The sequence below is a fragment of the Rhizobium sp. RU33A genome (assembly GCF_900156055.1).
Taxonomy (GTDB): Bacteria; Pseudomonadota; Alphaproteobacteria; order Rhizobiales; family Rhizobiaceae; genus Allorhizobium.
In genome coordinates this window covers 120,479-146,566 of record NZ_FTMQ01000008.1, presented here as the reverse complement: position 1 = coordinate 146,566, position 26,088 = coordinate 120,479, and the positions used below count along the sequence as shown (strand labels likewise).

Annotated in this window: 27 protein-coding genes and 1 pseudogene; 12 read left to right on the top strand and 16 right to left on the bottom strand. The window is 61.0% G+C overall.

From position 1 onward, the window contains the following. Both BW978_RS21915 and BW978_RS21910 read left to right on the top strand, forming a co-directional pair. On the top strand, window positions 1–243 hold a 243-nt coding region (locus BW978_RS21915; protein WP_083697498.1), incomplete at its 5' end, for a hypothetical protein. Between the two features lie 133 nt (window positions 244–376). Beyond that, the gene (locus tag BW978_RS21910; RefSeq protein WP_076398094.1) at window positions 377–763 is read left to right on the top strand and encodes a DUF4087 domain-containing protein; all 387 of its coding nucleotides are present in this window, start codon (window positions 377–379) and stop codon (window positions 761–763) included. Here the strand turns inward: BW978_RS21910 and BW978_RS21905 are convergent, their stop codons facing one another. Then, a complete protein-coding gene (locus BW978_RS21905) occupies window positions 764–1,228 on the bottom strand; it encodes an Lrp/AsnC family transcriptional regulator (RefSeq protein WP_076398092.1) in 465 nt (154 codons plus the stop codon). It lies immediately after the preceding gene. 164 nt (window positions 1,229–1,392) lie between these two features. Here BW978_RS21905 and BW978_RS21900 point away from each other — a divergent pair, with 164 nt between their 5' ends. Then, complete coding sequence (locus BW978_RS21900; RefSeq protein WP_076398089.1) at window positions 1,393–2,106, top strand: aspartate/glutamate racemase family protein; 714 nt, start codon at window positions 1,393–1,395, stop codon at window positions 2,104–2,106. A gap of 14 nt (window positions 2,107–2,120) precedes the next feature. On the opposite strand, the gene BW978_RS21895 is transcribed toward BW978_RS21900, so the two are convergent. Further along, complete coding sequence (locus tag BW978_RS21895; protein WP_076398086.1) at window positions 2,121–2,873, bottom strand: pyridoxine 5'-phosphate synthase; 753 nt, start codon at window positions 2,871–2,873, stop codon at window positions 2,121–2,123. Between the two features lie 244 nt (window positions 2,874–3,117). Between BW978_RS21895 and BW978_RS21890 the strand changes: the two genes are divergently transcribed. The 3 genes from BW978_RS21890 (at window position 3,118) to BW978_RS21880 (ending at window position 5,584) form a co-directional block, all read left to right on the top strand. Then, window positions 3,118–4,095, top strand: coding sequence for a hypothetical protein (locus tag BW978_RS21890; protein ID WP_076398085.1), 978 nt, complete (start codon window positions 3,118–3,120; stop codon window positions 4,093–4,095). 182 nt (window positions 4,096–4,277) lie between these two features. Next, a complete protein-coding gene (locus BW978_RS21885) occupies window positions 4,278–4,964 on the top strand; it encodes a MerR family transcriptional regulator (protein ID WP_083697674.1) in 687 nt (228 codons plus the stop codon). Between the two features lie 107 nt (window positions 4,965–5,071). Further along, complete coding sequence (locus tag BW978_RS21880; RefSeq protein ID WP_076398083.1) at window positions 5,072–5,584, top strand: DUF4405 domain-containing protein; 513 nt, start codon at window positions 5,072–5,074, stop codon at window positions 5,582–5,584. A gap of 16 nt (window positions 5,585–5,600) precedes the next feature. On the opposite strand, the gene BW978_RS21875 is transcribed toward BW978_RS21880, so the two are convergent. From BW978_RS21875 to BW978_RS21855, 5 genes are all read right to left on the bottom strand, one after another. Then, window positions 5,601–6,731: an ATP-dependent DNA helicase gene (locus BW978_RS21875; RefSeq protein WP_054151737.1), complete on the bottom strand. Its 1,131-nt coding sequence runs from the start codon at window positions 6,729–6,731 to the stop codon at window positions 5,601–5,603. Between the two features lie 73 nt (window positions 6,732–6,804). Next, window positions 6,805–7,179 (bottom strand): nitrile hydratase accessory protein, encoded by a 375-nt coding sequence (locus tag BW978_RS21870; RefSeq protein WP_076398080.1) that lies wholly within the window; start codon window positions 7,177–7,179, stop codon window positions 6,805–6,807. Further along, window positions 7,166–7,825 (bottom strand): nitrile hydratase subunit beta, encoded by a 660-nt coding sequence (nthB, locus tag BW978_RS21865; protein ID WP_076398077.1) that lies wholly within the window; start codon window positions 7,823–7,825, stop codon window positions 7,166–7,168. Before nthB ends, BW978_RS21870 begins: the two co-directional genes overlap by 14 nt. After that, complete coding sequence (nthA, locus tag BW978_RS21860) at window positions 7,822–8,472, bottom strand: nitrile hydratase subunit alpha (RefSeq protein ID WP_076398075.1); 651 nt, start codon at window positions 8,470–8,472, stop codon at window positions 7,822–7,824. Before nthA ends, nthB begins: the two co-directional genes overlap by 4 nt. Before the next feature lie 9 nt (window positions 8,473–8,481). Next, complete coding sequence (locus BW978_RS21855; protein ID WP_076398072.1) at window positions 8,482–9,075, bottom strand: LysE family translocator; 594 nt, start codon at window positions 9,073–9,075, stop codon at window positions 8,482–8,484. 155 nt (window positions 9,076–9,230) lie between these two features. On the opposite strand from BW978_RS21855, the gene BW978_RS21850 reads away from it, so the two are divergent. Further along, entirely contained in the window at window positions 9,231–10,076 is an 846-nt protein-coding gene (locus BW978_RS21850) for an aldo/keto reductase (RefSeq protein ID WP_076398070.1), read from the top strand. A 165-nt stretch (window positions 10,077–10,241) separates the two neighbouring features. After that, window positions 10,242–10,517, top strand: a pseudogene (locus BW978_RS23850) (metalloregulator ArsR/SmtB family transcription factor); the annotation flags it as partial. A 324-nt stretch (window positions 10,518–10,841) separates the two neighbouring features. Here the strand turns inward: BW978_RS23850 and ilvN are convergent. Both ilvN and BW978_RS21835 read right to left on the bottom strand, forming a co-directional pair. Next, window positions 10,842–11,414 (bottom strand): acetolactate synthase small subunit, encoded by a 573-nt coding sequence (gene ilvN / locus BW978_RS21840; protein ID WP_076398065.1) that lies wholly within the window; start codon window positions 11,412–11,414, stop codon window positions 10,842–10,844. Between the two features lie 17 nt (window positions 11,415–11,431). Continuing rightward, on the bottom strand, window positions 11,432–13,210 hold the full coding sequence (locus BW978_RS21835; protein ID WP_076398062.1) for an acetolactate synthase 3 large subunit: 1,779 nt from the start codon (window positions 13,208–13,210) through the stop codon (window positions 11,432–11,434). A gap of 344 nt (window positions 13,211–13,554) precedes the next feature. On the opposite strand from BW978_RS21835, the gene BW978_RS21830 reads away from it, so the two are divergent. Beyond that, on the top strand, window positions 13,555–15,684 hold the full coding sequence (locus BW978_RS21830; RefSeq protein WP_076398116.1) for an ATP-binding protein: 2,130 nt from the start codon (window positions 13,555–13,557) through the stop codon (window positions 15,682–15,684). 3 nt (window positions 15,685–15,687) lie between these two features. Here the strand turns inward: BW978_RS21830 and miaA are convergent, their stop codons facing one another. After that, window positions 15,688–16,602 carry a tRNA (adenosine(37)-N6)-dimethylallyltransferase MiaA gene (gene miaA / locus BW978_RS21825; RefSeq protein WP_076398059.1) on the bottom strand — a complete coding sequence of 305 codons (915 nt, stop codon included), beginning with the start codon at window positions 16,600–16,602 and terminating at the stop codon, window positions 15,688–15,690. Between miaA and serB the strand changes: the two genes are divergently transcribed. Genes serB through BW978_RS21810 form a run of 3 tightly spaced genes read left to right on the top strand, consistent with a single transcriptional unit; the run spans window position 16,601 to window position 20,488 of the window. Next, a complete protein-coding gene (serB, locus tag BW978_RS21820) occupies window positions 16,601–17,491 on the top strand; it encodes a phosphoserine phosphatase SerB (RefSeq protein ID WP_076398056.1) in 891 nt (296 codons plus the stop codon). The genes miaA and serB overlap by 2 nt on opposite strands. A 9-nt stretch (window positions 17,492–17,500) precedes the next feature. Then, the gene (locus BW978_RS21815) at window positions 17,501–18,064 is read left to right on the top strand and encodes a GNAT family N-acetyltransferase (protein WP_076398113.1); all 564 of its coding nucleotides are present in this window, start codon (window positions 17,501–17,503) and stop codon (window positions 18,062–18,064) included. Window positions 18,065–18,112: 48 nt separating this feature from the next. Beyond that, entirely contained in the window at window positions 18,113–20,488 is a 2,376-nt protein-coding gene (locus BW978_RS21810; RefSeq protein ID WP_076398053.1) for a putative bifunctional diguanylate cyclase/phosphodiesterase, read from the top strand. A gap of 1 nt (window position 20,489) precedes the next feature. Here the strand turns inward: BW978_RS21810 and BW978_RS21805 are convergent, their stop codons facing one another. The 6 genes from BW978_RS21805 to BW978_RS21780 form a co-directional block, all read right to left on the bottom strand. After that, window positions 20,490–22,085 (bottom strand): Do family serine endopeptidase, encoded by a 1,596-nt coding sequence (locus tag BW978_RS21805; protein ID WP_076398050.1) that lies wholly within the window; start codon window positions 22,083–22,085, stop codon window positions 20,490–20,492. Between the two features lie 110 nt (window positions 22,086–22,195). Next, the gene (locus BW978_RS21800) at window positions 22,196–22,381 is read right to left on the bottom strand and encodes a DUF2065 domain-containing protein (RefSeq protein WP_076398047.1); all 186 of its coding nucleotides are present in this window, start codon (window positions 22,379–22,381) and stop codon (window positions 22,196–22,198) included. A gap of 4 nt (window positions 22,382–22,385) precedes the next feature. Beyond that, entirely contained in the window at window positions 22,386–23,351 is a 966-nt protein-coding gene (locus tag BW978_RS21795; protein WP_076398044.1) for a protease modulator HflC, read from the bottom strand. 1 nt (window position 23,352) lies between these two features. After that, on the bottom strand, window positions 23,353–24,489 hold the full coding sequence (hflK, locus tag BW978_RS21790; RefSeq protein ID WP_076398041.1) for an FtsH protease activity modulator HflK: 1,137 nt from the start codon (window positions 24,487–24,489) through the stop codon (window positions 23,353–23,355). Between the two features lie 152 nt (window positions 24,490–24,641). Further along, complete coding sequence (locus BW978_RS21785; RefSeq protein WP_076398038.1) at window positions 24,642–25,163, bottom strand: dihydrofolate reductase; 522 nt, start codon at window positions 25,161–25,163, stop codon at window positions 24,642–24,644. A gap of 23 nt (window positions 25,164–25,186) precedes the next feature. Then, window positions 25,187–25,981: a thymidylate synthase gene (locus BW978_RS21780; protein WP_076398035.1), complete on the bottom strand. Its 795-nt coding sequence runs from the start codon at window positions 25,979–25,981 to the stop codon at window positions 25,187–25,189. Window positions 25,982–26,088 lie beyond the last annotated feature (107 nt).

Here is a 26,088-nt window from a genome sequence, read left to right as displayed (position 1 = left end):
ACCATCATCTCTGCCGCCCTGATCACCCTCGCAGCCGGTTCGGCCGCTTTCGCCTCCGTCCAGCCGATCCCGGGCTCGATCACCTACGACAACGCCAATGTCATGCTGGAAAAGGCTCCGGCCGGTTCGACCTTCTTCCACACCTTTGCAAACGGTGACGGTCGCGACGTTCGCGAAGTTTACAAGGTCAATGCCGACAAGTCGGTGACCCTCGTCAACCGCACGGTTTCCAACGCTTCCTAATCTCAAGGGTGCGTGGTGGGCCTCGGGGCATCAGTCCCGGGGCCTTTTTTTTGCGTTTGCCATAGTGTCCAGACTTGGTCATTCCCAGCACCAGGTGCGATGGATATGGTGCGGCAAAATCAAGGGAAACACCATGCGCGCCAAACAGCTTCTCATCTGCCTCGCCCTCACATTTGCCGGGACCTCGACCCTAGCCGCGAAGGAAAACCGCTGCGGCTGGATACAAAACCCAACCCCCGGAAATTACTGGCTCGATGACGGCGAAGGCTCATGGTTACTGATGACGCAAGGCTCCGAGATCGAGCCGCTCGGCATGGAGAACATGCCTGATTTCACCACAGGGGATTTCGTCCAGACGAACGGCTACTATGGCTATGCCTGCGGCTGTACCGAGGCTGAAACCGAGCGCAGCAGCGATTTTGGGAACAGCTTCCTCGGCAGGATCTCGGCCATTTACGCCGTGAAGCAGCTGCCGATCAGCCAGTGCCGCGCCGATAAGGCCCTGCCCTCGCCGGAATAGTCAACGCGCGTAATCGACAGGCACGGCTAGCCCCTGCTTGAGAACTTCCATCGAGATTGATGCCGAGACGTCAAAGAGTTCGACGCGCTTCACCAGCCGGCGATAGACGACATCGTAATGCTCGACGCGCGGCAGCACCAGCTTCAGGATATAGTCGTAATGCCCCGTCAACCGATGGGCTTCGACAATCTCCGAGATATCGCTGATCGCGCGACGAAACTCCTCGATCCAGTCGTCGGCATGATGGGCTGTCTTCACCAGGGCATAGACCGTGGTCGGCACGCCAATTTTCTCGCGATCGAGGACGACGATGCGCCGGGCGATATAGCCCTGTTCCTCCAGCTTCTGGATCCGCCGCGAGCAAGCAGACGTTGATAAGGCCACGCGCTCAGCGAGATCCGCAACCGCAATGCTCGCATCCTGCTGCAGCAAATCGAGAATCTTTCTGTCTCTTTCGTCGATCACGCCACATCTCCCCGGCCCAACCCCCTGAAAGCGCAAATAATCTGCGCGATCCCCTCATATCGCGCCAACCACCATGCGCCAAGGGCTGTTCTCTATCCCATCATTGCAACCCAATTGCGCTGGGTTCGCATCATCATCTTCGCATCAAATGACGGAGACGAGACATGAAGACGATTGGCCTGATTGGCGGGATGAGTTTCGAAAGTTCGGCGGTCTACTACCGCCAGGTCAACGAGGCCGTTCGTGCCCGCCTCGGCGGCCTCACCTCGGCAGAGGTCCTCATGCATTCGGTCAACTTCGCCGAGATTGTCGCACTGCAGAAGGCCGGCCGCTGGGATCTCGCCGCAAAGCGTCTGGGTGACGTCGCGACGGGCGTGGAAAAGGCCGGTGCCGACTGCGTTCTCATCTGCACCAACACCATGCATCTCGTCGCCGACGAGGTGCAGGCACGCATCAATGTACCGCTCATCAACATCATCGATGAAACCGCCCATGGATTGAAGGCCGGCGGCGCCAAACGCCCGCTGCTCCTTGCGACCCGCTACACGATGGAACAGCCGTTCTACGCCGAACGCATGAAGCGCCACGACATCGAGATCATGGTGCCGGATGCCGAAGGGCGGACCGTCACGCATGATGTCATCTTCGAGGAACTCTGCGCAGGCCGGGTTCTCGACACGTCACGCGACAAGTTGAACGCAATCATCGACCAGGCCAAGGCGGACGGCGCCGACAGTGTCATCCTCGGCTGCACGGAGATCTGTCTGATCCTCGATCCGGCCGCACTTCAGCTGCCTGGCTACGACTCGACGACGATTCATGCCGAAGCGGCCGTGACCTTCGCATTGCAAGGCGGACGCGACGTACGGGCTGCCTGATTACTGGCCAGCGTTCAGATCGTCTGACCGCAGGCGCGGCAGAACCGCCGGACGGTTTCGGCCATCCCATATTCCAGGGCATCGGCAGTCAGGCCGTGCCCGATCGAGACTTCGGCAAGATGTGGGATCCGCTTTACCAGCAGCGGCAGGTTGGCAACCGTCAAGTCGTGGCCGGCATTGACGTCGAGCCCCTCGGCGCGGGCGGCGTCGGCGGTAAGCCCCAGCAGTTCCACCTGGCGCAGAGCCTCATCCGGATTGTCGTAGCAACCGCCATAGGGCCCGGTATAGAGCTCGACTCGCTCGGCACCGGTCGCCTTTGCAAGCGCCATCGGTTCGGAGCGCCCATCGCCATCGACGAAGAGCGACACCCGCATCCCCTTGCCGCGAAGCCGTGACACGACGCGCTTGAGAAAATCCTGATGCGCGACAAGGTCCCAGCCATGGTCGGACGTCGCCTGCGATGGGTCATCAGGCACCAGGGTGACCTGCTCCGGCTCTGTTGCCTCGCAGAGCGCCAGGAAGTCCTCGCTGGGATAGCCTTCGATGTTGAACTCGGCCGTGGGGAACGCGTCGTCAATCAGAGCCCGCAGCACCGGCAGATCGCTGAAGCGGATATGCCGCTGATCCGGACGCGGATGCACCGTCAGGCCACTGGCACCGGCAGCAAGGGCAATACGGCCCAAATCGGCCACGCTTGGCCAGGGAAGATCCCGACGGTTACGCAGCATGGCGATGGCATTGAGGTTGACGGAAAGCTTGGCAGGCATGGCGGCATGATCCGGCGATGAAGAGGTCTGTGGCATCCTTACGGCATCGCGGTATCGAAGGCCAACGAGAATCGCAAATGCTCCGATGCGGGAAATTGATGAATGGCAATCGCGTCCCCCCCCTAGACTTTAAGGTATTGACGCCTAGCCCCCATCCTTTAGTCAGGTCTCGATTGTGACGGATCGCACAAATACGCACTATCGAATGACAGCGCAGGTGCCCCCTGAAGCGGTTGGAGCAAGTATGTCGATGAAAGCCGGGATCGATGGCGGGCAGGTTTCGGACGCCCTGCAGCGGGTGCTGCGGAGCAGGACATTCGCACGCTCCGAAAGGCTGCGCTCCTTCCTCAAGTTCATCGTCGAGATGGAGCAACTTGGCCTATCGCATCAGCTGAAAGGCTACACGATCGGCATCGACGTGTTCAGCCGCAGCCACGGCTTCGATCCGGGCACGGATCCGCTGGTCCGTGTCCAGGCCGGAAAGTTGCGCAAGCTGCTGAACCAGTTCTATGCCTGCGAGGGCCGCGATGATCCTCTGCGCATTCGCATTCCGCTTGGCGGTTATGTTCCGGTCTATGACCGCGTCGCATCGCAAGCCGACATCAGCCATGAGCGTGACCTAGACCTGATCGAGACCGCATTCGCCGAGGTCAAAAATGCCGCCCTCACAGACGACAAGGCCTCGCTTCCACGGCTCTTCATCCGCCGCCCCGACGGCGACGATCTCATCGCCTCGATCTTCGTCAATGCGACAAGGCTCTGGAGCGCAAGGCTCTGGGCGGTCTGCATCGCCGGCCCGAATGAAAAACCCGGTTTCGAAGGCGGAGCACCGCATCCTCTCCATTTCGAATTGAAGGCGCACAGCCTCGGCACAACGCTCAAGCTCGGCCTGCGCCATCTCCGCTCCGGCAGCGAAGTGCCGATCAGCATGAGCGTCTTCGAGACCGACGGTGACAGTCTGGAAATCGGCGCCCTCGCCAATGGCTTTGCCGGCGCAAACCTGACGCTTCCCGGTTCGATCTACCGCTTCTGCCACAAGAACGAACTGTCGACGGGCCAGATGAAGTGCCTCGACGCAACCTATCGCTACACGCTGGAGCGCACTGACGCGACGTATATCAGCGCGCGTCGCTCCCAACAGCAATGGGCCGGCCTCGCGCAGAGCAGTGAGATCATCACAGAGATGACGAGGCTGATCGCCCTTTCTTCCCCACTCCGCTGACAACGCACTTCCGGCAAAAGGCGCAATGATCCTCTGCGAAAACTTACTTTATGACTTTCAAATATACTGTAGACTTCAACCAGACGGCGATTCGAGATGCAGCGGAGCGAACGAAGGAGCACAGAAAACGGAAGAAACTATCGGCTTTAGCAGACGCGTTGCCACTGAACATGGAGGGGAACATGCCGCACGGAACACACCATCTGCAACCGATCACAAACGTATCCGATCAAACTGCCAAGGCGTTTTTCTTCCCAGACCTCGTCCAGACGAGAACTCCGCCGAAGGAACCGGTCGCCATTGCCGAAATGGCGGAATTCTTCGGCGTTACCCACCGAACGCTGCATTTCTATGAGGAAAAGCACCTTCTCACCGCGCGACGCATGGGCCTCATGCGCGTCTACGGGCGCGATGACATCGCCCGAATGGCGCTGATCAATGTTTGCCGCGAGGTCGGCATGCCGGTTTCGGTGATCCAGGACTTGTTCGAGGCACTGACGACGGCCACCTCGACGAGCGAAGCCAATCTGATCCTCGAGGAAATCCTGCTCACCCGTCGCCGTGAACTGGCATCTAACCTTTCGACGATCCATAGACAACTCCAGCAACTCAACGCCCTGCTCGACCACGAAGAAGCTGAGGCCGGCCAGTTGAACACGGAACAGAAGGGGCCGACCCTGACCGAAACGGAAGCCCGCTGCCTGCAGTTGATGGTCGAAGGCTATACCCCGATCCGGATCGCACGCACGCTCGAAATGAAGACCGAGGAAGTCAGTGCGGTGGAGGCGAGCATCGTCGACAAACTCAACGCCCAAAACCGCTTCCAGGCGGTGGCGAAAGCTGTTCTTCTCGGTATGGTCGCCAATTGAACACCAGCGCTGGTCTTGCCGATCATCAATAGTGGAGGAAGTTTAACGGGACGGCGAAATGCGGCAGCGCTAGGAGCGGGTATCGTCAACGCCGACCGAGGCCTCCTATGCCGAACCTTCTCTCGCGCTACGCCACGCCCTTCACGACAGGGCTCTTTCTCGTGTCCCTGATCTCGGGCATTGCGCTCTTCTTCCACTACGGAACTGCTGCCTTCCGCGAGATGCATGAATGGCTGAGCATAGTTCTGATCATACCTTTCGTTTTGCATGTCTGGAAGAACTGGCGCCCGTTCCTCGCCTATTTCAAGCGCCTGCCGATGGCGCTGTCGCTCGCCCTCTGTCTGGTCGCGGGCTTCGTCTTCGCCTGGCCTGCCATCACGGGTCCGGCAAGCGGTGGCGGCGGAAACCCGGCTTTTGCCATGGTCAATATCGTCGCAGCCGGTACGCCGGGTGAGGTTGCACCTCTGCTCGGAAAATCTGAAGCCGAATTGCTCGATGGGCTGAAGCAGAAGGGCTTTGCGGCAGCGGATGGCGCTAGAAGCCTATCCGAAATCGCCAAGGCGTCCGGCAAGGACAACATGGAACTGATCGCGACGCTGACCGCCCTTAAGGCGAAGTGAGTTTAGTCAGGAGCGCTCACCTGACGATGGTGAGCGTCTCTGCCGCGCGGGTGACGGCGGTATAGAGCCAGCGCTCGCGTGTATCGCGAAACGCCCAGCTCTCGTCGAACAAGACAACATCGTTCCACTGTGAGCCCTGGGCCTTGTGCACGGTCAGTGCATAGCCGTAGTCGAACTCGTCGTAACGCTTGCGCGTCGACCAGGGTATCTCCGTCTCGATATCCGCGAAGGCGTCCTTGAGCAGTTTGATCTTGGCCGCGCCGCGATCCATGTCGTCGTCTTCGGGCTTGATCAGGAGATTGATGCCGGGCTTCACCGTCTCGCGCGACGACGTCATGACCTGCCACAGCGAGCCGTTGAGCAGGCCTTTCACCTGATCGTTCCTCAGGCATACGAGCTTATCGCCGGCCTGCGGATAGTCGACCGTGAAGCCTTTCAGCTCCCGCAAGCGCATGTTGTAGCGCCTCCGCGTCTTGTTGGTACCAACAAGCACCTGATCGGCTCCAAGCACGAGATCCTGCGTCACCTCGTTCTTCGAGATCACCCGCGCCGTGTCGCCGTAATCGCCATACATGATCTCCTTGCCTTCGCGGATATGCATGGCGAGCTGGATGATCGGATTGTCGCGCGCCTGGCGATGGATATCCGTCAGAAGATAATCCGGCTCCTGGTCGGTGAAGAAGCCGCCACCTGAGACCGGCGGCAACTGGCCGGGGTCGCCGAGCACGAGGATCGGCGTGCCGAAGCTCATCAGGTCGCGGCCGAGCGCTTCGTCGACCATGGAGCATTCGTCGATCACGATCAGCGCCGCTTTCGCGACGGGGCTCTGGCGGTTGATCGAGAACATCGGCGCGATCGATGTCTTGCCGGTTTCCTCGTCCTCAACGGCTTCCTCGCCGCGGGGGCGATAGATCAGCGAATGGATTGTCTTGGCATTCGAGGCTCCACGCGAGCGCAAGACCTGCGCCGCCTTGCCGGTGAAGGCCGCGAACAGCACCTCGCCATCGACATGCTCGGCGAAATGTTTGGCCAGCGTCGTCTTGCCCGTACCGGCATAGCCGAACAGACGGAAGACAGGGGTCTTCCCCTCCTTCAGCCATTTCGAAACGGCCTTGAGGGCCTCGTCTTGCTGGGGCGCGAATTGCATGACCTAGGTCATGCGCGGATTCGTTGGCCCGATGCAAGGCCAAAGCCGGGAAAGTCAGAACAAATCGTGGACATCAGCCCCTGAGCGGATCATTGGCGAGCTCGATCGGCGCCCCATGCGGCGTGGCCTCGGCCGCCCGCTGCCAGCTTTCGCGCAGGGCTTCGACCGTCTCGCGATCCGCCAGCCCCTTGCGCTCCAGCAGCCCGGCAAGGGCGGCGACCCAGGCGTCGAAATAGTCGGATCCGTCCACCGCCCGCTGCGGGCGGTGAACTTCCGCAGACAGGCTCTCCGCCCATTCCGTCCAACTGAACACGCCGCGCGCATGCAGATGCACGGTCATTGCAAAGGCCTGCGCATGCCAGGGTTCGGCAAAAACGGGTGCGCCTTCGGGCGAGCGCGGCAAGCCCGGCGATTCTGCAAGATCCGTCACCGTTTCACAGGCGCTCAAGATAGCTCTCCCAGCCATCGATCGAGATGGTCAGCGTCGGGTCGGCGCCCTCGCCCCAGATTTCGTCTCCCGTAAAGACGACCGTATAGACCCATTGCGGGTTTTCACCGCGCCCATGGGCATTATCATCAGGAAAGACGAAGCTGCCTTGAACGGCCTCGACGATACCTGTCTTCGCACGTGCATAACGAGGCAGCCGTGTATGGCCCGTCGGATGGAAATTCTTCGTACGAACCCGATCTCCGACGGCAAATTTCGGCGCAACATCGACGGGCCGGTCGCACGGCCCGCCACGGGCCAGCACGCCTTCGACCATGTCGCCCATCAGGACCCGCTTCGGAGCGCGGCCCTGTTCCAGATGACGCCCCGCTGCCAACTCTTCGGCGGTGGCGAAACCATGCCGCTGAAGCAGCATGTCGACACCCCGGATCCAGACCTCGTAATAGCTCGCCGCCAGGTAACTCGCAGGCGGAATATTCTCCCGCGCATGCCGGCTCTCGTCGATCGACCAGGCACCGAATGCCCCGCAGGAGAGCGTGATGCCGAGCGCCCGCTTCTCCCATTCGGCATGAAAGTACGGTTCGTCTTTCTCAGGCGCCACCGGACCGAAGCCCATCTGCCCGCCAAGATCATGTGGCCCGTTCATGCCAGGACCTCCGGCGACAACGCGAGACCGGTGCCAATCATCGAGTCGCGCGTCACGAGCTTGGCGAGTGCCTCCTCGTCTAGCCCTTCCGTCCCTGCAGGGCGCAAGGGCACGACGAGATAGCGCAACTCTGCGGTCGAATCCCAGACGCGGACCCGCATCGCCTCCGGCAGGCTCACCCCGAATTCGGCCAGCACGCCGCGCGGATCGATCACCGCCCGCGAGCGATAGGCCGGCGCCTTGTACCAGACCGGCGGCAGACCGAGCACCGACCACGGGTAACAGGAGCACAACGTGCAGACGACCAGATTGTGGGTCTCCGGTGTGTTGAAGACGGCGCGCATATGCTCGCCCTGCCGGCCCGTATAGCCGAGGCTCGCGATCGCCGCCGTCGCATCGCGCGTCAGCCAGTCGGCGAACTCGGGATCGACCCAAGCCTTGGCCACCACCCGCGCGCCATTCCTCGGTCCCACCTTCGTCTCATAGGTCTCGACGATCGCATCGATGGCAGCCGGGTCGATCAGGCCCTTCTCGGTCAGCAGAGTCTCGAGTGCCCGCACGCGGGCCTCCATGTCGGAATACTGGTTGTCGTGGTGGTGATCATGCCCGTGATGATGATCGTGGTCTTCAGGGTGGTGACCGGACATCGCAGTTTCCTAGTTGAGCATGGGCCAGAGACTGAGCACCAACAGCACGGCCATGGTGATGTTGAACCATTTGAGCCGCACCGGGACCGACAACCATTCCCGAAGAGCCGAGCCGAAGCCCGCCCAGGTGGAGACACTGGGAACATTGACGGCCGCGAAGACGAGCGCAACGATCCCGACAGTCAGAGCATAATGCTCCGGATTCGGATAGACTGCCATGGCGGTCACGGCCATGACCCAGGCTTTCGGGTTGACCCACTGGAAGGCGGCAGCCGCCAGGAAGCTCATCGGTCGCGCCTTCGCCTCCCCCTCACCCATTGTGCGGGACGAACCGATTTTCCAGGCGATCCAGAGGAGATAGAGCCCGCCTGCAACCTTGAGCGCGATGAAGGCAGGTGGATAGGCCGAAAGAACAGCGCCGAGACCGAGGCCGACACCGATCAGCAGCAAGAAGAATCCGGCCCCGATCCCGAGCATATGCGGAATGGTCCGGCGGAAGCCGAAGTTCACCCCCGATGCAAACAGCATCATGTTGTTCGGCCCCGGGGTGATCGAGGTCGCGAAGGCAAAGACCACAAGCGCCAGAAGCGTATCGGCCGACATGAATGTTTCTCCCGCATTTTATGTCAGCCTATCTGTCCTTTGGACCAATTCCATCCGTAGTCTTGTTATGGTGACACGAATGAAAGCGACTTTGTCGCTTGCCGCGCGGGACGGCCTCGCTATCCTTCGCACAACCCGCCCCAAGGAGCTTCACAATGCACGACGCCATTCCGACTGTCACCCTGCCGGGCGGTGCGGAGGTCCCGAGCCTCGGCTTCGGCACCTGGATGATGGGCGAGGATCGATCCGCGGCGAAAGCCGAAGTCGAGGCCATCAGGCTCGCGCTCGATCTCGGGATGACCGTGATCGATACAGCCGAAATGTATGGCGATGGCGGCGCCGAACGCATTGTCGGCGAAGCGCTGAAGGATCGGCGTGAAGACGCCTTTCTCGTATCAAAGGTCCTGCCCTGGAATGCCAGCTACCATGGCACGATCAAGGCATGCCATGCGAGCCTAGACCGGCTGGGGACCGACCATCTCGATCTCTACCTTCTGCATTGGCGGGGCGAACATCCGCTCGAAGACACGGTCGCCGCAATGGAAGAGCTGAAGGCTGCCGGTCGCATCCGCGCCTGGGGCGTCTCGAATTTCGATATCGACGATATGGAAGAGCTCTTCTCGGTGGCCGATGGCGGGAACTGTGCCGTCAATCAGGTCCTCTACAATCTTTCCCGCCGCGGCATCGAATTCGACCTCCTGCCCTGGTGCCAGGAGCACCAGATCCCGGTCATGGCCTATTCGCCGATCGAGCAGGGCCGTATTCTCCAGCACCCTGAACTGATCCACATCGCCAAGGCCTATCAGGCGACACCGGCACAGGTAGCGCTCGCCTTCCTGCTGGAGCGCGAAAGCGTAATCCCGATCCCGAAGACCTCGAACATGCGCCGCCTGCAGGAAAATCGCGAGGCGGTCGATCTCGACATCTCCGATGAAGACTGGGCACGTCTGGACGCGGCCTTCCCGCCACCGTCCCGGAAAGTAGCGCTGGCAATGCTGTAAAGGGCAGAGAAGCCCGGACGGCTCCTGATGCTGCCCCATGCATCGGAAAAGCGCGATCTATCCACAGGCCCTGCATTTCGGCCACTTTACGCCAGCCCCTCAGGAAATTAGGAGATTGCCTAATTCGAGAATTGCGGAGAAAGAGCCGCACGACTGAGGGACCACATGGCAAAGCGCGGAAAAACCGAACTACATCCGGCAATGGACAAGATCTCGTCCCGCGTCTTCCACGCACTCGCCTCCGATCCACGCCGCATGATGCTGGTTCATCTCTCTCAATCGACCCTGACCGCCGGCGAAATCGCCGCCCGCTTCGACATGGCCAAGCCCTCGATCTCCCAGCATCTCTCGATCCTCGAAAATGCCGAACTGATCGAAGGCGAGAAGAAGGGGCAGTATATCCACTACAGCCTGAGGCAGGCAGCGCTGCGCCATTCCCTGATGGCCATGCTAACCACGACCGAAGTCGACGGCGAAACAGCCGAGACCGTGGCCGCCGAGGAGCCGGCAGCCAAGGCGAAAAAGCCCTCGAAGAAGAAGACGGACGCGGCAGAAGCTAAAGCCTCCACCCAGAAGCTTGGGCAAGCCTCCAAGGCAGAGAACACCGAGAAACCCGCCAAGGAAAAGCCGAAGAAGGCAGAAACCGATCTGCCTCCGGCGCCGCAACAAATGGGCCTTCTCGATCTGCTTGGCATGAACTGAACGGCCAAAGAAAAAGGGCGACCTCATGGTCGCCCTTTTACATTTCGCAAAATAGCAAATTCCTTACATGCCCTGCGGGCCTCGGTTCATCGCGGCAATGCCGGTGCGGCAGATCTCGTTGAGGCCGAGCGGCTTCATGATCGAGACGAACTGGTCGATCTTCGATGACTTGCCGGTGATCTCAAAGATGAAATGGTCGACCGTCGCATCCACGACCTTGGCCTGGAAGGCATCGGCAAGCCGAAGCGTCTCAGCACGCATTTCACCGGTCGAAACGACCTTCACCAGCGCCACCTCCCGCTCGATCGGCCGCTCCTGGCCGAGCTCGCGCGCACGAACCGTCAGGTCCAGCACGCGGTGCACCGGAACGATGCGCTCGAGCTGCGCCTTGATCTGCTCAAGCACACCAGGCGTTCCACGCGTCACGATCGTGATGCGCGACAGATGCGCCTCGTGCTCGGTCTCCGAGACCGTCAGGCTCTCGATGTTGTAGCCGCGACCGGAGAACAGGCCGATGACGCGGGCGAGAACGCCGGGCTCGTTGTCGACGAGCACCGAGAGCGTATGGCTCTCGATAGCGGAGGTTTCCTTGGCGATGAAATAGGCCGAACCGGTCGGCTGAAGATGTGCGTTCATGATCTTTTTCCTCCCGGTCAGACGAGCTGACGGCCCTTGGCATCGATGGCAGTGGCAACCGCTTCGTCGGTCGCCTCATCCGGCAGCAGCATCTCGTTGTGTGCCTTGCCCGACGGGATCATCGGGAAGCAGTTGGCGAGATTGGCCACGCGGCAATCGAAGATGACAGGCTTCTTCACGTCGACCATCTCCTGGATGGCACCATCGAGATCGTCGGGCTTTTCGCAACGGATGCCAACCGCGCCATAGGCTTCCGCCAGCTTGACGAAGTCAGGCATGGCTTCCGTGTAGGAACTCGACAGACGGTTGCCGTGCAGCAGCTGCTGCCACTGGCGCACCATGCCCATATACTGGTTGTTCAGGATGAAGATCTTGACCGGCAGCTCGTACTGGATGGCGCAGGACATTTCCTGAATGCACATCTGGATCGAGGCATCGCCCGCAACATCGATGACCAGTGCGTCGCGATGCGCGACCTGGACGCCGATCGCAGCCGGCAGGCCGTAGCCCATCGTGCCAAGGCCGCCTGAGGTCATCCAGCGGTTCGGCTGCTCGAAACCGATATACTGAGCCGCCCACATCTGATGCTGGCCAACCTCGGTCGTGATGTAGGTGTCGCGATGCTTGGTCAGCTCATAGAGCCGCTGCAGCGCATATTGCGGCATGATGACGTCCTTCGACGGCGTATAGGCGAAGGAATTGCGCGCGCGCCACTTGGCAATGCTGGCATTCCATTCGGCCGTCTGCGACGCCTCAGGCTTCTTCGGCAGCGCGCGCCAGGCGCGTACCATGTCTTCGAGCACACGGCCTACATCGCCGGTGATCGGCACGTCGACGCGGACATTCTTGTTGATCGACGAGGGATCGATGTCGATGTGGATCTTCTTCGAGTTCGGCGAGAAAGCGTTGAGACGGCCGGTGATGCGGTCATCGAAGCGCGCACCGATGCAGACCATGACGTCGCAGTCATGCATCGCCATGTTTGCTTCGTAGGAACCGTGCATGCCGAGCATGCCGAGCCAGTTCTTGCCCGAAGCCGGATAGCAGCCGAGCCCCATGAGCGTCGAGGTGATCGGGAAGTCGGTCAGCGAAACCAGCTCGCGCAGCAGCTTGGTGGCTTCTGGACCGGAATTGATGACGCCGCCACCCGAATAGATGATCGGACGGCGGGCAGAGGCCATCAGTTCCACGGCTGCCTGGATCGCACGGGCATCGCCCGAAACCTTCGGCTGGTAGCTCTTCAGCGCTTTGTGCGCATCCGGCGGCGTGTAAGTGCCGGTGGCGAACTGGATGTCCTTCGGGATATCGACGAGAACCGGACCCGGACGGCCCGTCTGGGCGATCCGGAAGGCTTCATGGATGATCGAGGCCAGCTGGTTGACGTCCTTGACCAGCCAGTTGTGCTTGGTGCAGGGACGCGTGATGCCGACGGTGTCGCATTCCTGGAAGGCATCTGAACCGATCAGCGAGGTCGGAACCTGGCCGGAGATGCAGACCAAGGGAACGCTGTCCATCAGCGCATCCTGCAGCGGCGTCACCGCATTGGTCGCACCAGGACCCGACGTGACCAGCATGACGCCGACCTTACCCGTCGAGCGCGCATAGCCTTCAGCTGCGTGGCCGGCACCCTGCTCGTGGCGGACGAGAATGTGCTGGATGTCTTCCTGCTGGAAGATCTCGTCATAGATCGGAAGCACGGCCCCACCGGGATAGCCGAAGATATGCTCGACACCGTTATCCTTGAGCGCGCGCAGGACGATCTCGGCGCCAGTCATCTGATTGTCTTTACCCGTCATGCTGTGTTTCCATCTGCCTTCTTGGTTTTGGGGCTGATAACCCGGTTCAGGGCATAAAAAAAGGCCCCTTTGAGGAGCCTGTCATCTAGCGCATGGGTGGCTATCGCCGGATGGTTACACCATCCTGCCCATGCGCCGTCCCACCACGATAAGTGCAACCGAGTTTTTCATGGGCGAAGTGTTAGCCAGAAAGCCCCCAAGCGTCAACGCATCTTTTGCAAAATTTCCGGCGCCGAAGCGAAAGTTTGTTGCGCAGACAATGGCTAATCATCACCGCCACCCTAATGCTTTACACGAAATTTTAAGCGCGCACCCATAAGCTTGCGCAAGCAGGGAGAATGCGCTTGTTGAACGATGATCTTCACAAGTCCGGCGCAGCCGGAGATCAAGACCGCCGCGATGGTATGCGGCCTGGCAACCGGATGCTCGGACGCGTCGTCGCCTGCAATGGCTCGCGCGCGACGATCGCGGCTGTCGCCGAAGACGGCGGCACGGATCTCACGGAGCTGTGGTCGGTCGGCCGTCTGATCTCGATCACGGTCGGCAAGAACCGCGTCGTGGCCCTCGCCTATTCGATGCAGACCGAAGGCAAGGATTGGGGCGAAGGGGCCGACAATCAGTTTCTTATCGAGGTCGAGCTCATGGGTGAGGTCTATCTCCAGGAGGACGGCAAGGAGACCTTCTCCACCGGCATCTCGCGTTACCCCTATCTCGGCGCCATCGCCCACCGCATTCGTGCCGCCGACCTGTCACGCATTTACGATACGCGGCTCAGTGATACCGCCGTCATCGGCAAGCTCACCCAGGACGAATCGATCGACGCGGCCATCCATGTCCCGTCCATGCTGTCGAAGCACTTCGCCGTGGTCGGCTCGACCGGCGTCGGCAAATCGACCGCCGTCTCTCTGCTTCTGCGCAAGGCGATCGAAAGCGATCCGAAGCTGCGCATTCTCATTCTCGATCCGCACAACGAATTCGCGGCCGCCTTCCCCGACCTCGCCGTCGTCATCGATACCGACACGCTCGACCTACCCTTCTGGCTGATGCGTCTGGACGAATTCGCCGAGGTTCTTTTCCGCGGTCGTCCGCCGGTTCCGGAAGAGCTCGATATCCTGCGCGATCTCATGCCCGAAGCCAAACGCGCCTTCCGCGGCAATGAAAGTGCCCTGATGCGGCGCATGGCCGACAAGAGCTCGATGACCGCCGATACGCCGGTACCCTACAGGATAGCCGACCTGCTCGCACTCATCGACGAGCGCATCGGACGCCTCGAAGGTCGTGGCGAAAAGCCCTATCTGCGCTCACTGAAAATGCGCATCATGTCGGCGGTCAACGATCCGCGCTATCACTTCATGTTCTCCAACAACACGATCAGCGACACGATCATGGAGACGATCGCGCATATCTTCCGCATCCCGGGAGACGACCGCCCGATCTCAACCTTCCAGCTGTCGGGCATTCCTTCCGAAGTCGTCAACTCCGTCGCATCGGTCCTCTGCCGCATGGCCTTCGAGCTGGCGCTCTGGTCGAACGGCGCCATCCACATGCTTGTCGTCTGCGAGGAAGCCCACCGATACGTGCCGGCAGACCCAACCCTCGGCTTCATACCGACGCGCCAGGCCATCGCCCGCATCGCCAAGGAAGGCCGGAAATATGGTGTATCGCTGGGTATAATTACCCAGCGTCCCGGCGAGCTCGACCAGACCATCCTGTCGCAGTGCTCGACGCTGTTTGCCATGCGCCTTGCCAACGACCGCGACCAGGAGATCATCCGCTCGGCGATCCCCGACAGTTCCATATCGACCACCAGCTTCATTTCCTCGATCGGCAATGGCGAAGCCATCGCGTTTGGCGAGGCGATCGCCGTTCCCATGCGCATGCGCTTCACCCGTGTTGCGGAGTCCGCGCTGCCGAAAGCCAATGGCGTGAACGCCAAACATACCGAGGAAACCCCTGATACGGTCGATTTGCGCACCATCGTTGGTCGCATGCGCGCCATCGCAGGACCTGACATCTCCGCTTTCCAGCAGAGCTTCGAGACCAATTTCGGCGGCGTACCGTCTGCGCCGGAAGGCCTCTATGACGACGAAGAGTTCGACGACGATGACGGAGGTTTCGACTCGTTGCGCCCGTCGCCTGCCCCACAGCCTCCGGCGCGACCGACCGCAGCCTCTTTCCCGATAACATCACCGTCAGCCGTGACGCGTCAGCCTTTCGAGACGCCGCTGCAGCGACAGACGTTGCCGACTTCGGAGACGCCGACGATCGAACCCTACCGTCCGGACATGCTGCCCCGTGCTGGCATCGACGACGTGCATCGCCCGCGCATGGAAGCCCCGGTTCCGGCTCATACCACGGCTGGCGACCCTCCCTCGGCGACCTTCGGCTCCCAGCCCTTGCGCCGCGAAGGTGGTTCCTCCCTGCGCGAGAGCATTCTCAAAAAGCCGCTATCGAGCCTCTACAAGCGCGACTGACAATCAGTCGATCCGGAAGACAGCCGGATCGACCCGCTCCCAGCTTTCATCCATCTGGTTGCGAAACCAGGTCATCTGGCGCTTGGCATATTGACGCGTCGCCGCAGACGCGCGCTCGACCGCCTCGTGTCGGGTGATCCGGCCGGCAAGCATGTCGGCGATTTGCGCCACGCCGATCGCCTTCATGGCAGGCATCTCCGGCCTGAGACCAAGCGACAGGAGCGCTTCGACCTCCTCGACTGCCCCCTGATCCATCATCTGCTCGAAGCGCCGGTTGATCCGGTCGTGAAGCACCGCACGATCCGGCAAGACCACAAGCTTGAGGGTGCGATCCGGATCGACCAGCATGGGTCCGGACTGCTTTTGAAACTCGGCGATCGACCGTCCTGTCGCCCGGAAAACCTCGAGCGCCCGCACGATCCTTTGACCATCACCCGGACTGAGGCGCTGCGCCATCGCCGGATCCACCTCCGCCAATTTCCTGTGCAGCGCTTCTGTCCCATCGATTTCCAGCCGGTCGCGGATCTCCGACCGCAGACCAGCCGGGATCGCGGGCATCTCTGAAAGCCCGCCTGTCAGCGCCTTGAAGTAAAGCCCGGTACCACCGACGAAGACAGGCAGACGGTTCTCGTGCTTCAGTCGCTCAAGCAGCACCCGCGCTTCGCGCAACCAGTCACCGGTAGAATAGGTCTGGCCCGCCGGGACATGGCCGTACAGTTCATGGCGCACACCGCCCATCTCGGCCTCGCTTGGGCGGGCGGTGACGACGCGCAGCGTGTTATAGACCTGCATGCTGTCGGCATTGATAACGACGCCATCATGGCGGCGGGCGAATTGAAGCGCGAGCGCAGACTTGCCGCTGGCGGTCGGCCCGGTTATCAGGATCGCGTCATTGTTCTTGTCAGGATCTTCCATCATGGCCTTGGTTGCCACGCTTGTCGCCAATCCGTCAAACCCTGTTCTGAGCCGAGCCCTCGCCGAGAAGGCCACCGAGGCCGTCGCGTCCTCGCGCCTCTATTGGCTGGCCGACGGTATCGCCTGCGACATACCCCTTCCCGATGGCACTGATCCGATCGAGGCCGAACGGTCACTGCGCGAGGCTCTGGCGGGCACGCCCGTCGATGTCGCGGTCCAGGATGCCGATACACGTCGCAAGTCCTTCCTGATCGCCGACATGGATTCGACGATGATCGGCCAGGAATGCATCGACGAACTGGCAGCCGAAGTCGGCCTAAAGGACAAGGTCTCCCAGATCACGGCCCGCGCCATGAACGGCGAGATCGCCTTCGAGCCAGCCCTGCGCGAACGTGTGGCGCTGTTGAAGGGCTTGCCGATCTCGGTCGTCGGCGAGGTCATTGAAAAGCGCATTACGCTGACGCCGGGCGGCAAGGAACTGATAGCGACCATGAAGGCAAGAGGCGGCTACACCGCACTCGTCTCCGGTGGCTTCACCGTCTTCACCGGCCCGATCGCCGCCATGCTCGGTTTCGATGAGAACCGCGCCAATATCTTGATCGAGCAGGACGGCGTCCTGACCGGCGAGGTCGCCGAACCGATCCTCGGCAAGCAGGCCAAGGTGGATTCCTTGATCGACATCGCAGGCCGCCTCGGCATCAGCCCGAACGAGACGATTGCCGTCGGCGACGGCGCCAACGATCTGGGCATGCTCGGCATCGCCGGCTCCGGCGTCGCCCTGCATGCCAAGCCGGCCGTGGCGGCCGAGGCCAAGATCCGCATCGACCACGGCGACCTCACTGCCCTTCTCTATCTACAGGGCTACCGCAAGTCGGACTTCGTGACCGAATAAGGGTTGATCATGCGGATCGTCGAGACGGAGAGGCTGATCCTGCGCAACTGGCAGGACGAAGATCGCAACCTCTTCTACGAGATCAACCGCGACGAAAAAGTCATGGAGTTTTTCCCGCTCCGCCGCAGCCATGCGGAATGCGATATCCTGTTCGACCGGAACCGGGACATGATCAGAGAAACGGGTCTTGGCTTCTACGCGCTGACCGATCGTGTAACGAACGAAGCGATGGGCTTTTGCGGCCTCTCACCGGTGGACTTACCCGGTATCCTGCCGGAGGGATCGGTCGAAATCGGCTGGCGTTTGGCCACCCGCTTCTGGGGCCGAGGCTACGTTACCGAAGCCGCATCACGACTGATCGAACATGCGCGCATTCACCTCCTATTGCCGGATGTCCATGCCTTTGCAGTCGACGGCAACCACCGATCAATCGCTGTCATGCAAAGGATCGGCATGCAGCGTCTGGTCGACCAGGATTTCGATCATCCCAGGGTCCCGGAAACGCATTCGCACCTGAAGCGGCATGTATTGTTTAGAACACAGTTCGATTCCATCGAGATCCGAACAAGGTGATATTCCTAATTTACTGAGACTTAAAATGTATCTGCTACGAACTTGCGTATGCAGAAGATGTTCACCGCGCATGTCGCGGCACCGATTGCGAACCTGTACGACCGCTTCCTGCGCCTTGGTGAAGGTGACCAGACGGCGGAAGAGGCAGAGCGTATCCGCGCAGTCCGACTGTCGGTCGTCGGTACCAGCACGCCATGGATGATGGCGGCCAACCTCTGCAACGCGGTCCTGACGGTCTTTGCCTTTTACGGCAGCCCATCCGCGACCGAAGTCTATGTGATCTGCGGCCTGATCCTGGCTGTAGTGGCATTTACGAGCCTTTCCTGGTGGCGCAATCGCAAACGCGGCATGCGCGAGCGGGCAAGCCTGCGCGGGACAGTTCGCGCGATCATTTACGCCGCGATCCTGAGCGGCCTCTGGGCAGCCCTCGATGTGGCCGCCTACCACACGGCTGACGAAACACAGCGCATGGTGCTGATCGCGCTTACCGTCGGCATGGCGGGCGGCGGCGGCTTCGCCCTGGCGACCATACCGCCGGCATCGATCGTGTTTTGCGGCACCGTTGCCGTCGGGGCCGCAATCGCCCTCTCCCGCGATCCGACCATTGTCGGCGCCTATCTATTCGCTCTCTATCTGATCTTCGCGGCGATCATCATCCACTCGTCACTCGCTGTTTGCCGAAGCCTTACGGAACGCGTCCGAGCCAAACTTGCGGCATACGAACAGCGAGACGTCATCAATCTCCTGCTGAACGACTTCGAAGAGAATGCGGCGGACTGGTTATGGGGCACAGACGAGAACCTCAACCTGGTTCGTGCATCCACCCGCTTCTATGATCAGATGCAGGTGCCAGAAGCCATGGTGATCGGCAAGCCGCTCGCCGCGATCATGCCCTTCGCTGCCGTCGGGATCGAGGGCATGGACTGCAGGGAGAACTTCATCACATGTCTGCAGACGAGACAGTCCTTCCGTGATCAGGATATCTGTGTCGAACTGGGAGGGGAACTGGCGATCTGGTCCTTGACGGCAAAGGCAATACAGGACGAGGAAGGGCAGTTCTGCGGCTATCGCGGAGTAGGTCGCGATGTCACGGCAAGCCGTGAAAGCCGTCTGCGCATCGAACACATGGCCCGCCATGATCCGTTGACGGAGGTCGGCAACCGGGTTCTCCTTTCCGAAGATTTCGAACGTGCGGTATCGCGATATCAGCGCTTCGGCGACCCTTTCTCGGTCTTGATGCTGGACCTTGATCGGTTCAAGCACATCAACGACAATCTCGGCCATGCCGGCGGCGACGAACTGCTACGCGCCATTGCCAGTATTCTGAGCCAGATCCGCGGTGAGGCCGACACGCTGGCGCGCATCGGCGGCGACGAATTTGCGATCCTCCATATGACGGGCGACGATCCGCAAAGCGCTGCGGGCCTCGCCTCCCGCATCATCGAAAAGCTTGACAAACCGATCAGTCTTGGCTGCGGCACAGCCCATGTCGGCGTCAGCATCGGCATCGCCTGCGCCCCGATCGATGGCACCGATCCGGACCAGTTAATGCGCAATGCCGATCTTGCCCTCTATCGGGCCAAGACAGACGGACGCAACCGTTACCGTTTCTTCGACAGTTCGCTGGATGCCGCAGCGCGACGCCGCAATCTGATCGAACAGGAACTGGCGCTTGCGGTGACCCAGGAGAGCCTGACCGTCAACTTCCAGCCGCTCGTCGACGCCCAGAGCCGTCAGGTGGTCTGTGCCGAGGCGCTGTTGCGCTGGAACCACCCCACCCTCGGCGCAATCAGCCCCGGCGAGTTCATTCCGATCGCCGAGGAAACCGGCCAGATCGGCGCCATCGGCAGTTGGGTACTGCGTCAGGCCTGCAAGCATGCGGTCAACTGGCCGGACCACATCCGCGTTGCCGTTAATCTGTCCTCACGCCAGTTTCTGAGCCCAGGCCTCTTGCCGCTCGTTGAAAGCGCGCTGAAGCAGAACGGCCTGCCCGCTCACCGTCTCGAACTGGAAGTGACGGAAAGTCTGCTGATGGAAACCACGATCGGGGTCGAACAGACCCTTGCTTCGCTTGCGCGCCTCGGGCTTCGCATCGCACTCGATGACTTCGGCACGGGCTTCTCATCCCTGAGCTACCTGCGCCAGTATCGCTTCGACAAACTGAAAATCGACCAGTCCTTCATCTCCGACCTCGAGACCAATGCCGACAGCCGCGCCATTGTCGACGCCGTCATTAATCTAGCGCGCGACCTGCGCATGTGCGTTGCCGCAGAAGGCGTCGAAACCAAGGGTCAGTTCGACCTGCTTCGACAAATGGGCTGCGGCGAGATCCAGGGCTTCCTCGTCGGTCGACCGATGCCGGTCGACCAGTTCGAGGAATATCTGAAGCAGAACAGCATCTCGGTTGAGCGGATCTACGCCTGACCTATTCCAGCGGGACCGCCACGAGACGGAGATTGCCATCCTTGTCAGCAATCATCAGGTAGCCGCTGCGGCGTCCCTCGCCTTTGATGTTGGTGAGCTTTTCCGCAACCTGCTGCGGTGTCTTCATGAATTCCTGAGCGACCTCCACGATCACCTCGCCGACCTTCAGCCCCTTGCCTTCGGCCTTGGAGCCCGGAAGCACGCGGGTGATGAGAACGCCTTCGACGCCTTCGGCAATCGAGAAGCTCAGACGGTTCGCATCGGTAAGCGCTGTCAACTCCACACCGATCAAGCCTTCCGTCACAGGCGCGCTCTGCTCGGCCTGGTCGGGCGCAGCGGGAGCCTCGCCCTGCTCGTCGCCATCAGGGGCCTCTTCGCCGGCCGGCGGCTCCGCAGGGGCCGATTGATCGCCGTCTGGCGCCGTGCCCTCCTCGTTGGGCTCAACAGTGGTGTCCGGATCTGTCTCATTGCTCGCGACCTCGTCATCATCAAGACGCCCAAGGGTCACCTTCACCGACTGCTCCTGCCCGTCGCGCAGGATAACGACGTCGAGCGCTTCACCGATCGGACTTTCGGCGACGATCCGGGTCAGGTCCCGCGTTTCGGAGATGGCCCGTCCATTGAAGGTGGTGATGATGTCACCAACCTGGATCGGCCCGTTGGCGACAGGGCCACCCTCGACGATGCCGCTGATCAGGGCGCCGCGGGCACGGTCGAGGTTCAGGCTCTGCGCCACCTCGTCGGAAACCGGCTGGATGCGAACCCCAAGCCAGCCACGACGCGTTTCGCCGAACTCGATCAATTGATTGACAATGTTTTCCGCAAGTTCCGTCGGCACGGCAAAGCCAATGCCGATCGATCCGCCGCTTGGCGATATGATTGCTGTGTTGATGCCGATGACCTCGCCGCTCATATTGAACAGCGGCCCGCCGGAATTGCCCTTGTTGATCGCCGCATCCGTCTGGATGAAGTTGTCGTAGGGGCCGGCATTGATGTTGCGGCCACTCGCCGAAATGATGCCGACGGTGACGGAGCCCCCGAGACCGAACGGATTGCCGATCGCCATGACCCAGTCGCCGATTCGCATTTTCGTCGAATCACCGAACTTCACCGATGTCAGCGGCTGCGGCGGCTCGACCTTGAGAACGGAAAGGTCGGTCTTCGTGTCGGTGCCGACCAGCGTCGCCTTGAGCTTCGAACCGTCGGAGAAAATGACCTCGATGTCATCGGCGTTTTCGATCACGTGATTGTTGGTGACGAGAAAGCCCGTCGGGTCGATCACAAAGCCGGACCCCAGCGAATTCACCTTGTTGTTGGTCCCGCCGCCTTCGCGATTCCGATAGAAATCCTCGAACAGTTCCTGAAAGGGCGAGCCCTCCGGAACCTGCGGAAGCGGACCATCGCCCTCGTCGGCGACGCTTTGCGACGTCGAGATATTGACCACGGCGCCGAGCAGGCCGCTTGCAAGATCGGCAACGGATTCAGGCCCTTGCTGGGCGATCACCGGATTGGGCGCAGCCACGGCACCGACGACCACCGCCGTCCCCGTGAGAAGCGCCGATAGAATCATTCGCGACGCGCGGGCAGGTTTCATCATCGGCTTCCTCACTGGCTTGTCTGGGGTATTAGAGAACATAAGGCGGAATGGGCTGAGGGAAAATCACAATTGCCGGAAGAGATCTAACCTCGACTTGCGACCACATCTTGTCAGCCGCGCACCCAACATACGATTGCCACACCCGTGGTGATCGCGGTGAGACCGAAGAGACGCAGTTGATCCTCCGGGATCTGCGGCAGGAGCCGGGCCATGCGCACAAGAAAACGAGGGGCCAGCGCATAGGCCAGCCCCTCGATGATCATGAATATGGCGATCCCTGCGAGCAGGTCGTCCACGGTGTCAGTTGCCGGCAGGCGCCGGCGGCGTAGCCGGTTGCTGAGCGGCAGCAGGTGCAGGTTGAGGTGCTGCTGGCGTCGCCGAGTTGCCCGTGCCCGCGCCGCTGTTGAAGAAGCGGAAGAAGTCGCTGTCGGGCGACAGCACCATCGTCGTGCCCTGATTGCTCATAGAGGCAACATAGGCGCGCATCGAGCGATAGAACTCAAAGAAGCTCGGATCGCGCTGGAACGCGTCGGCGAAGATGTTGTTTCGCTCGGCATCGCCCTCACCGCGCAGGATTTCCGAATCGCGCTGCGCTTCGGCCTGGAGTTCGACGACCTGACGGTCAGCGATCGCCCGGCGACGCTGGCTTTCTTCGTTACCTCGTGCACGGATGAGTTCCGCTTCGGCCAAACGTTCGGCCTTCATGCGCTCGAAGGTCTGCTGAGAGACCTCCTGCGTCAGGTCGGTACGACGAATGCGGACGTCGGTGACCTGCAAACCAAGGCTTTCCGCCGCGGCCTGGAGATCGTTGCGAACGTCGGACATCATCGAGCCACGCTCTTCGGACAGCGCCGCATCGAAGTTGCGCAGACCGTAAACACGGCGGAGCGCTGCATCGAGACGGGTGCGAAGACGTGATTCTGCAGCTTCCCGGTCCGCCGAGACCGTTTCACGGAAACGGCGAGGATCGGTGATGCGATAGACCGCGAATGCATCGACTTCATAGAATGCACCACCACGGACCTGAACACGGATGTTCGGCAGATCGAAGCGAAGCGCACGGTCCTCGACATACTGGACACGATCAGCATCAATGAAGGCGAAGGGCAGCTTGAAATAGATGCCCGGCTCGTTCTTCACGTCCTGGATCTGACCGAAGCGCAGGACGATTGCCTGTTCGCGCTCGTTGACCACGAAGATCGACGAGTAGACGAAGAACAGTGCGACGCCGAGGGCGACGAGGAAATAGGGAAGACGGTTCTGCATGTCAGTTCCCTCCCGTCGTCGGCTGGCCTGTGCCCTGGTTACCCGGCTGGCGCATGAGTTCGTTGAGCGGCAGGTAAGGTACGACGCCCTGCTGATCGCCCATGATCACCTTGTTCGAGTTGCGCAGGACGTTCTCCATAGTCTCCAGATAGATGCGCTGACGGGTCACGTCCGGCGCCTTTACGTATTCGTCGTAGATCGAGATGAAGCGCTGCGCCTCACCTTCGGCTTCCTTGACGACCTGATCCTTGTAGGCAGCTGCCTCTTCGCGGATCTGGGCTGCCTGACCTCGGGCCTGACCAAGACGCTGGTTGGCGTACTGGTTGGCTTCTTCGACGAAACGATCTTCATCCTGCTGGGCGCGCTGCACTTCTTCGAAGGCCTCGGCCACTTCACGCGGCGGAGCAGCGTCCTCGATGGGAACCGCGTTGATCGCGATACCGGCACCATAGGTATCCATGGTGCCCTGGATGATGTCGCGAACCTGGGTCGAGATCTCTTCGCGGTTGTCGCGGAAGACGTCCTGGGCAGGACGACGACCGACCACTTCACGCATGGCGCTTTCGGAAACCTGCTGCAGGGTCTGCGTCGGATCTTCGAGGTTGAATAGATAGGACTGCGGATCCGACACGGTGTAGAGCACCGAGAACTGGACGCTGACGATGTTCTGATCGCCGCTGAGCATCAGGCCCGCGCCGGGATTGTTCGACGTCGGACGGCTGCCGACGTTCTGCTGCTGTTCGGTGACCTTGACTATCTCGACCGCTTCGATCGGCCAGAGATGGAAATGCAGGCCCGGCATCGCGACTTCTTCTTTTGGTTTGCCGAAGCGCAACTCAACGCCGCGTTCGTCCGGCTGAACCGTGTAGACGGCCTGCATCGCCCAGAAGGCGACCAGCACGATACCGACGATCACAAAGGCACCGCCGTTGAACCCGCCGGGCACGATGTTTTTCAGTCGATCCTGACCTCTGCGGATCAGATCCTCCAGATCCGGGGGCTGGTTTCCACCACCGCCGCCGCCGTTTCCACGTGGCCGGTTTGGCCCCTGCCCCCAGGGGCCCTGATTGTTACCGCCGCCACCGCCGCCGCCGCCCCAAGGACCGCCGCCGCCGCCGTTTTGATTGCTCCAGGGCATCAATACCTCTTTGCTGTAAAAGCTCCCAAGTCCCCCGCCCGCTGATCGATCGACCGACATGCATGAGGTTCCAGAGGGTTATAGGTATCGAAGCCCCCGCTTTCAACGCGAGGGGGCCAACTTCTTCTTCGGAAAGGGCAAATTTTGCGTTATCAGGCGCCCCTGCGACGGTATATCGCGTAGCGCGTGGGGTAATTGTCCTTCTCGCCGGCCGGAACGTCGATTTCCTCGACACACTCGAACGTCGTAGGATCGATCTCCGGGAACGAAGTATCTCCGTCGACGACCGTCTCGACATGGGTCACATGCAGGAGATCGGCAAACGCCAGTGCTTGGCGGTAAATCTCGCCACCACCCACGACGCACACCTCGTCCACACTGAGCTCGGCCGCAATTGCCTTGCCCCGTTCGAGCGCTTCTTCGAGGCTCGTCACGGTCTCAACGCCGGGCATGTCGAAGGCCTGACTGCGGCTGACGATGATATGCGGCCGCCCCGGCAGGGGTTTCGATCCGACCGATTCGAAGGTCTTGCGCCCCATCACCAGCGGCTTGCCCATGCTGAGCGCCTTGAAGCGCTTCAGGTCGGTCGAAAGCTTCCACGGCATGTCGCCGTCGCGGCCGATGATGCCGTTCTGTGACACGGCAACGATGATGACGGTCTTGATGTCAGCCATGCAGGACCTGCTCCGCCGCACCGTCAAACGGCAATCGGCGCCTTGATGCTTGCATCGGCCTCATAGCCGATCAGGGTGAAGTCGTCATACGCGAAGGAAAAGAGGTCCTTGACGTCCGGATTGAGCTTCATGACCGGCAGCGCCTTCGGCGTGCGCGTCAACTGAAGCTTCGCCTGATCGAAATGATTGGCGTAGAGATGGGCATCGCCCAGCGTATGAACGAAATCACCCGGCTCCAGACCGGTCACCTGCGCAATCATCAGCGTCAGCAGGGCGTAAGACGCGATATTGAAGGGCACACCGAGGAAGATGTCGGCCGAGCGCTGGTAGAGCTGGCAGGAAAGGCGGCCATCGGCCACGTAGAACTGGAAGAGGCAGTGACACGGCGGCAATGCCATCTCGTCGACCAGCGCCGGGTTCCAGGCCGTGACGATGTGGCGGCGTGAGTTCGGGTTTGTCTTGATGCTCTCGACGAGCTTCGCCATCTGGTCGATATGCCCGCCGTCATAATCCGGCCAGGAGCGCCACTGTGCACCGTAGACAGGACCGAGGTCACCATTCTCGTCGGCCCATTCGTCCCAGATGCTGACGCCGTTTTCCTTGAGGTAGCCGATATTCGTATCGCCCTTCAGGAACCAGAGCAGCTCGTGAATGATCGACTTCAGGTGCAGGCGCTTCGTCGTGATGACCGGAAAACCTTCCGCCAGATCGAAGCGCATCTGGTAACCGAACACGGAGCGGGTGCCGGTGCCCGTGCGATCACCGCGATCGCTGCCGGTCTCCAGAACGTGGCGCAGAAGGTCATGATACTGGTGCATGGGTCCATTCATCGAGTCGTTGTCGGCGTTATCTTATCGCCGGCCGGCCCGCGAACCAATCGGCTTGATGGGTTTTCCCCCGTCCGCGCGGCATAATCCGCGATCCG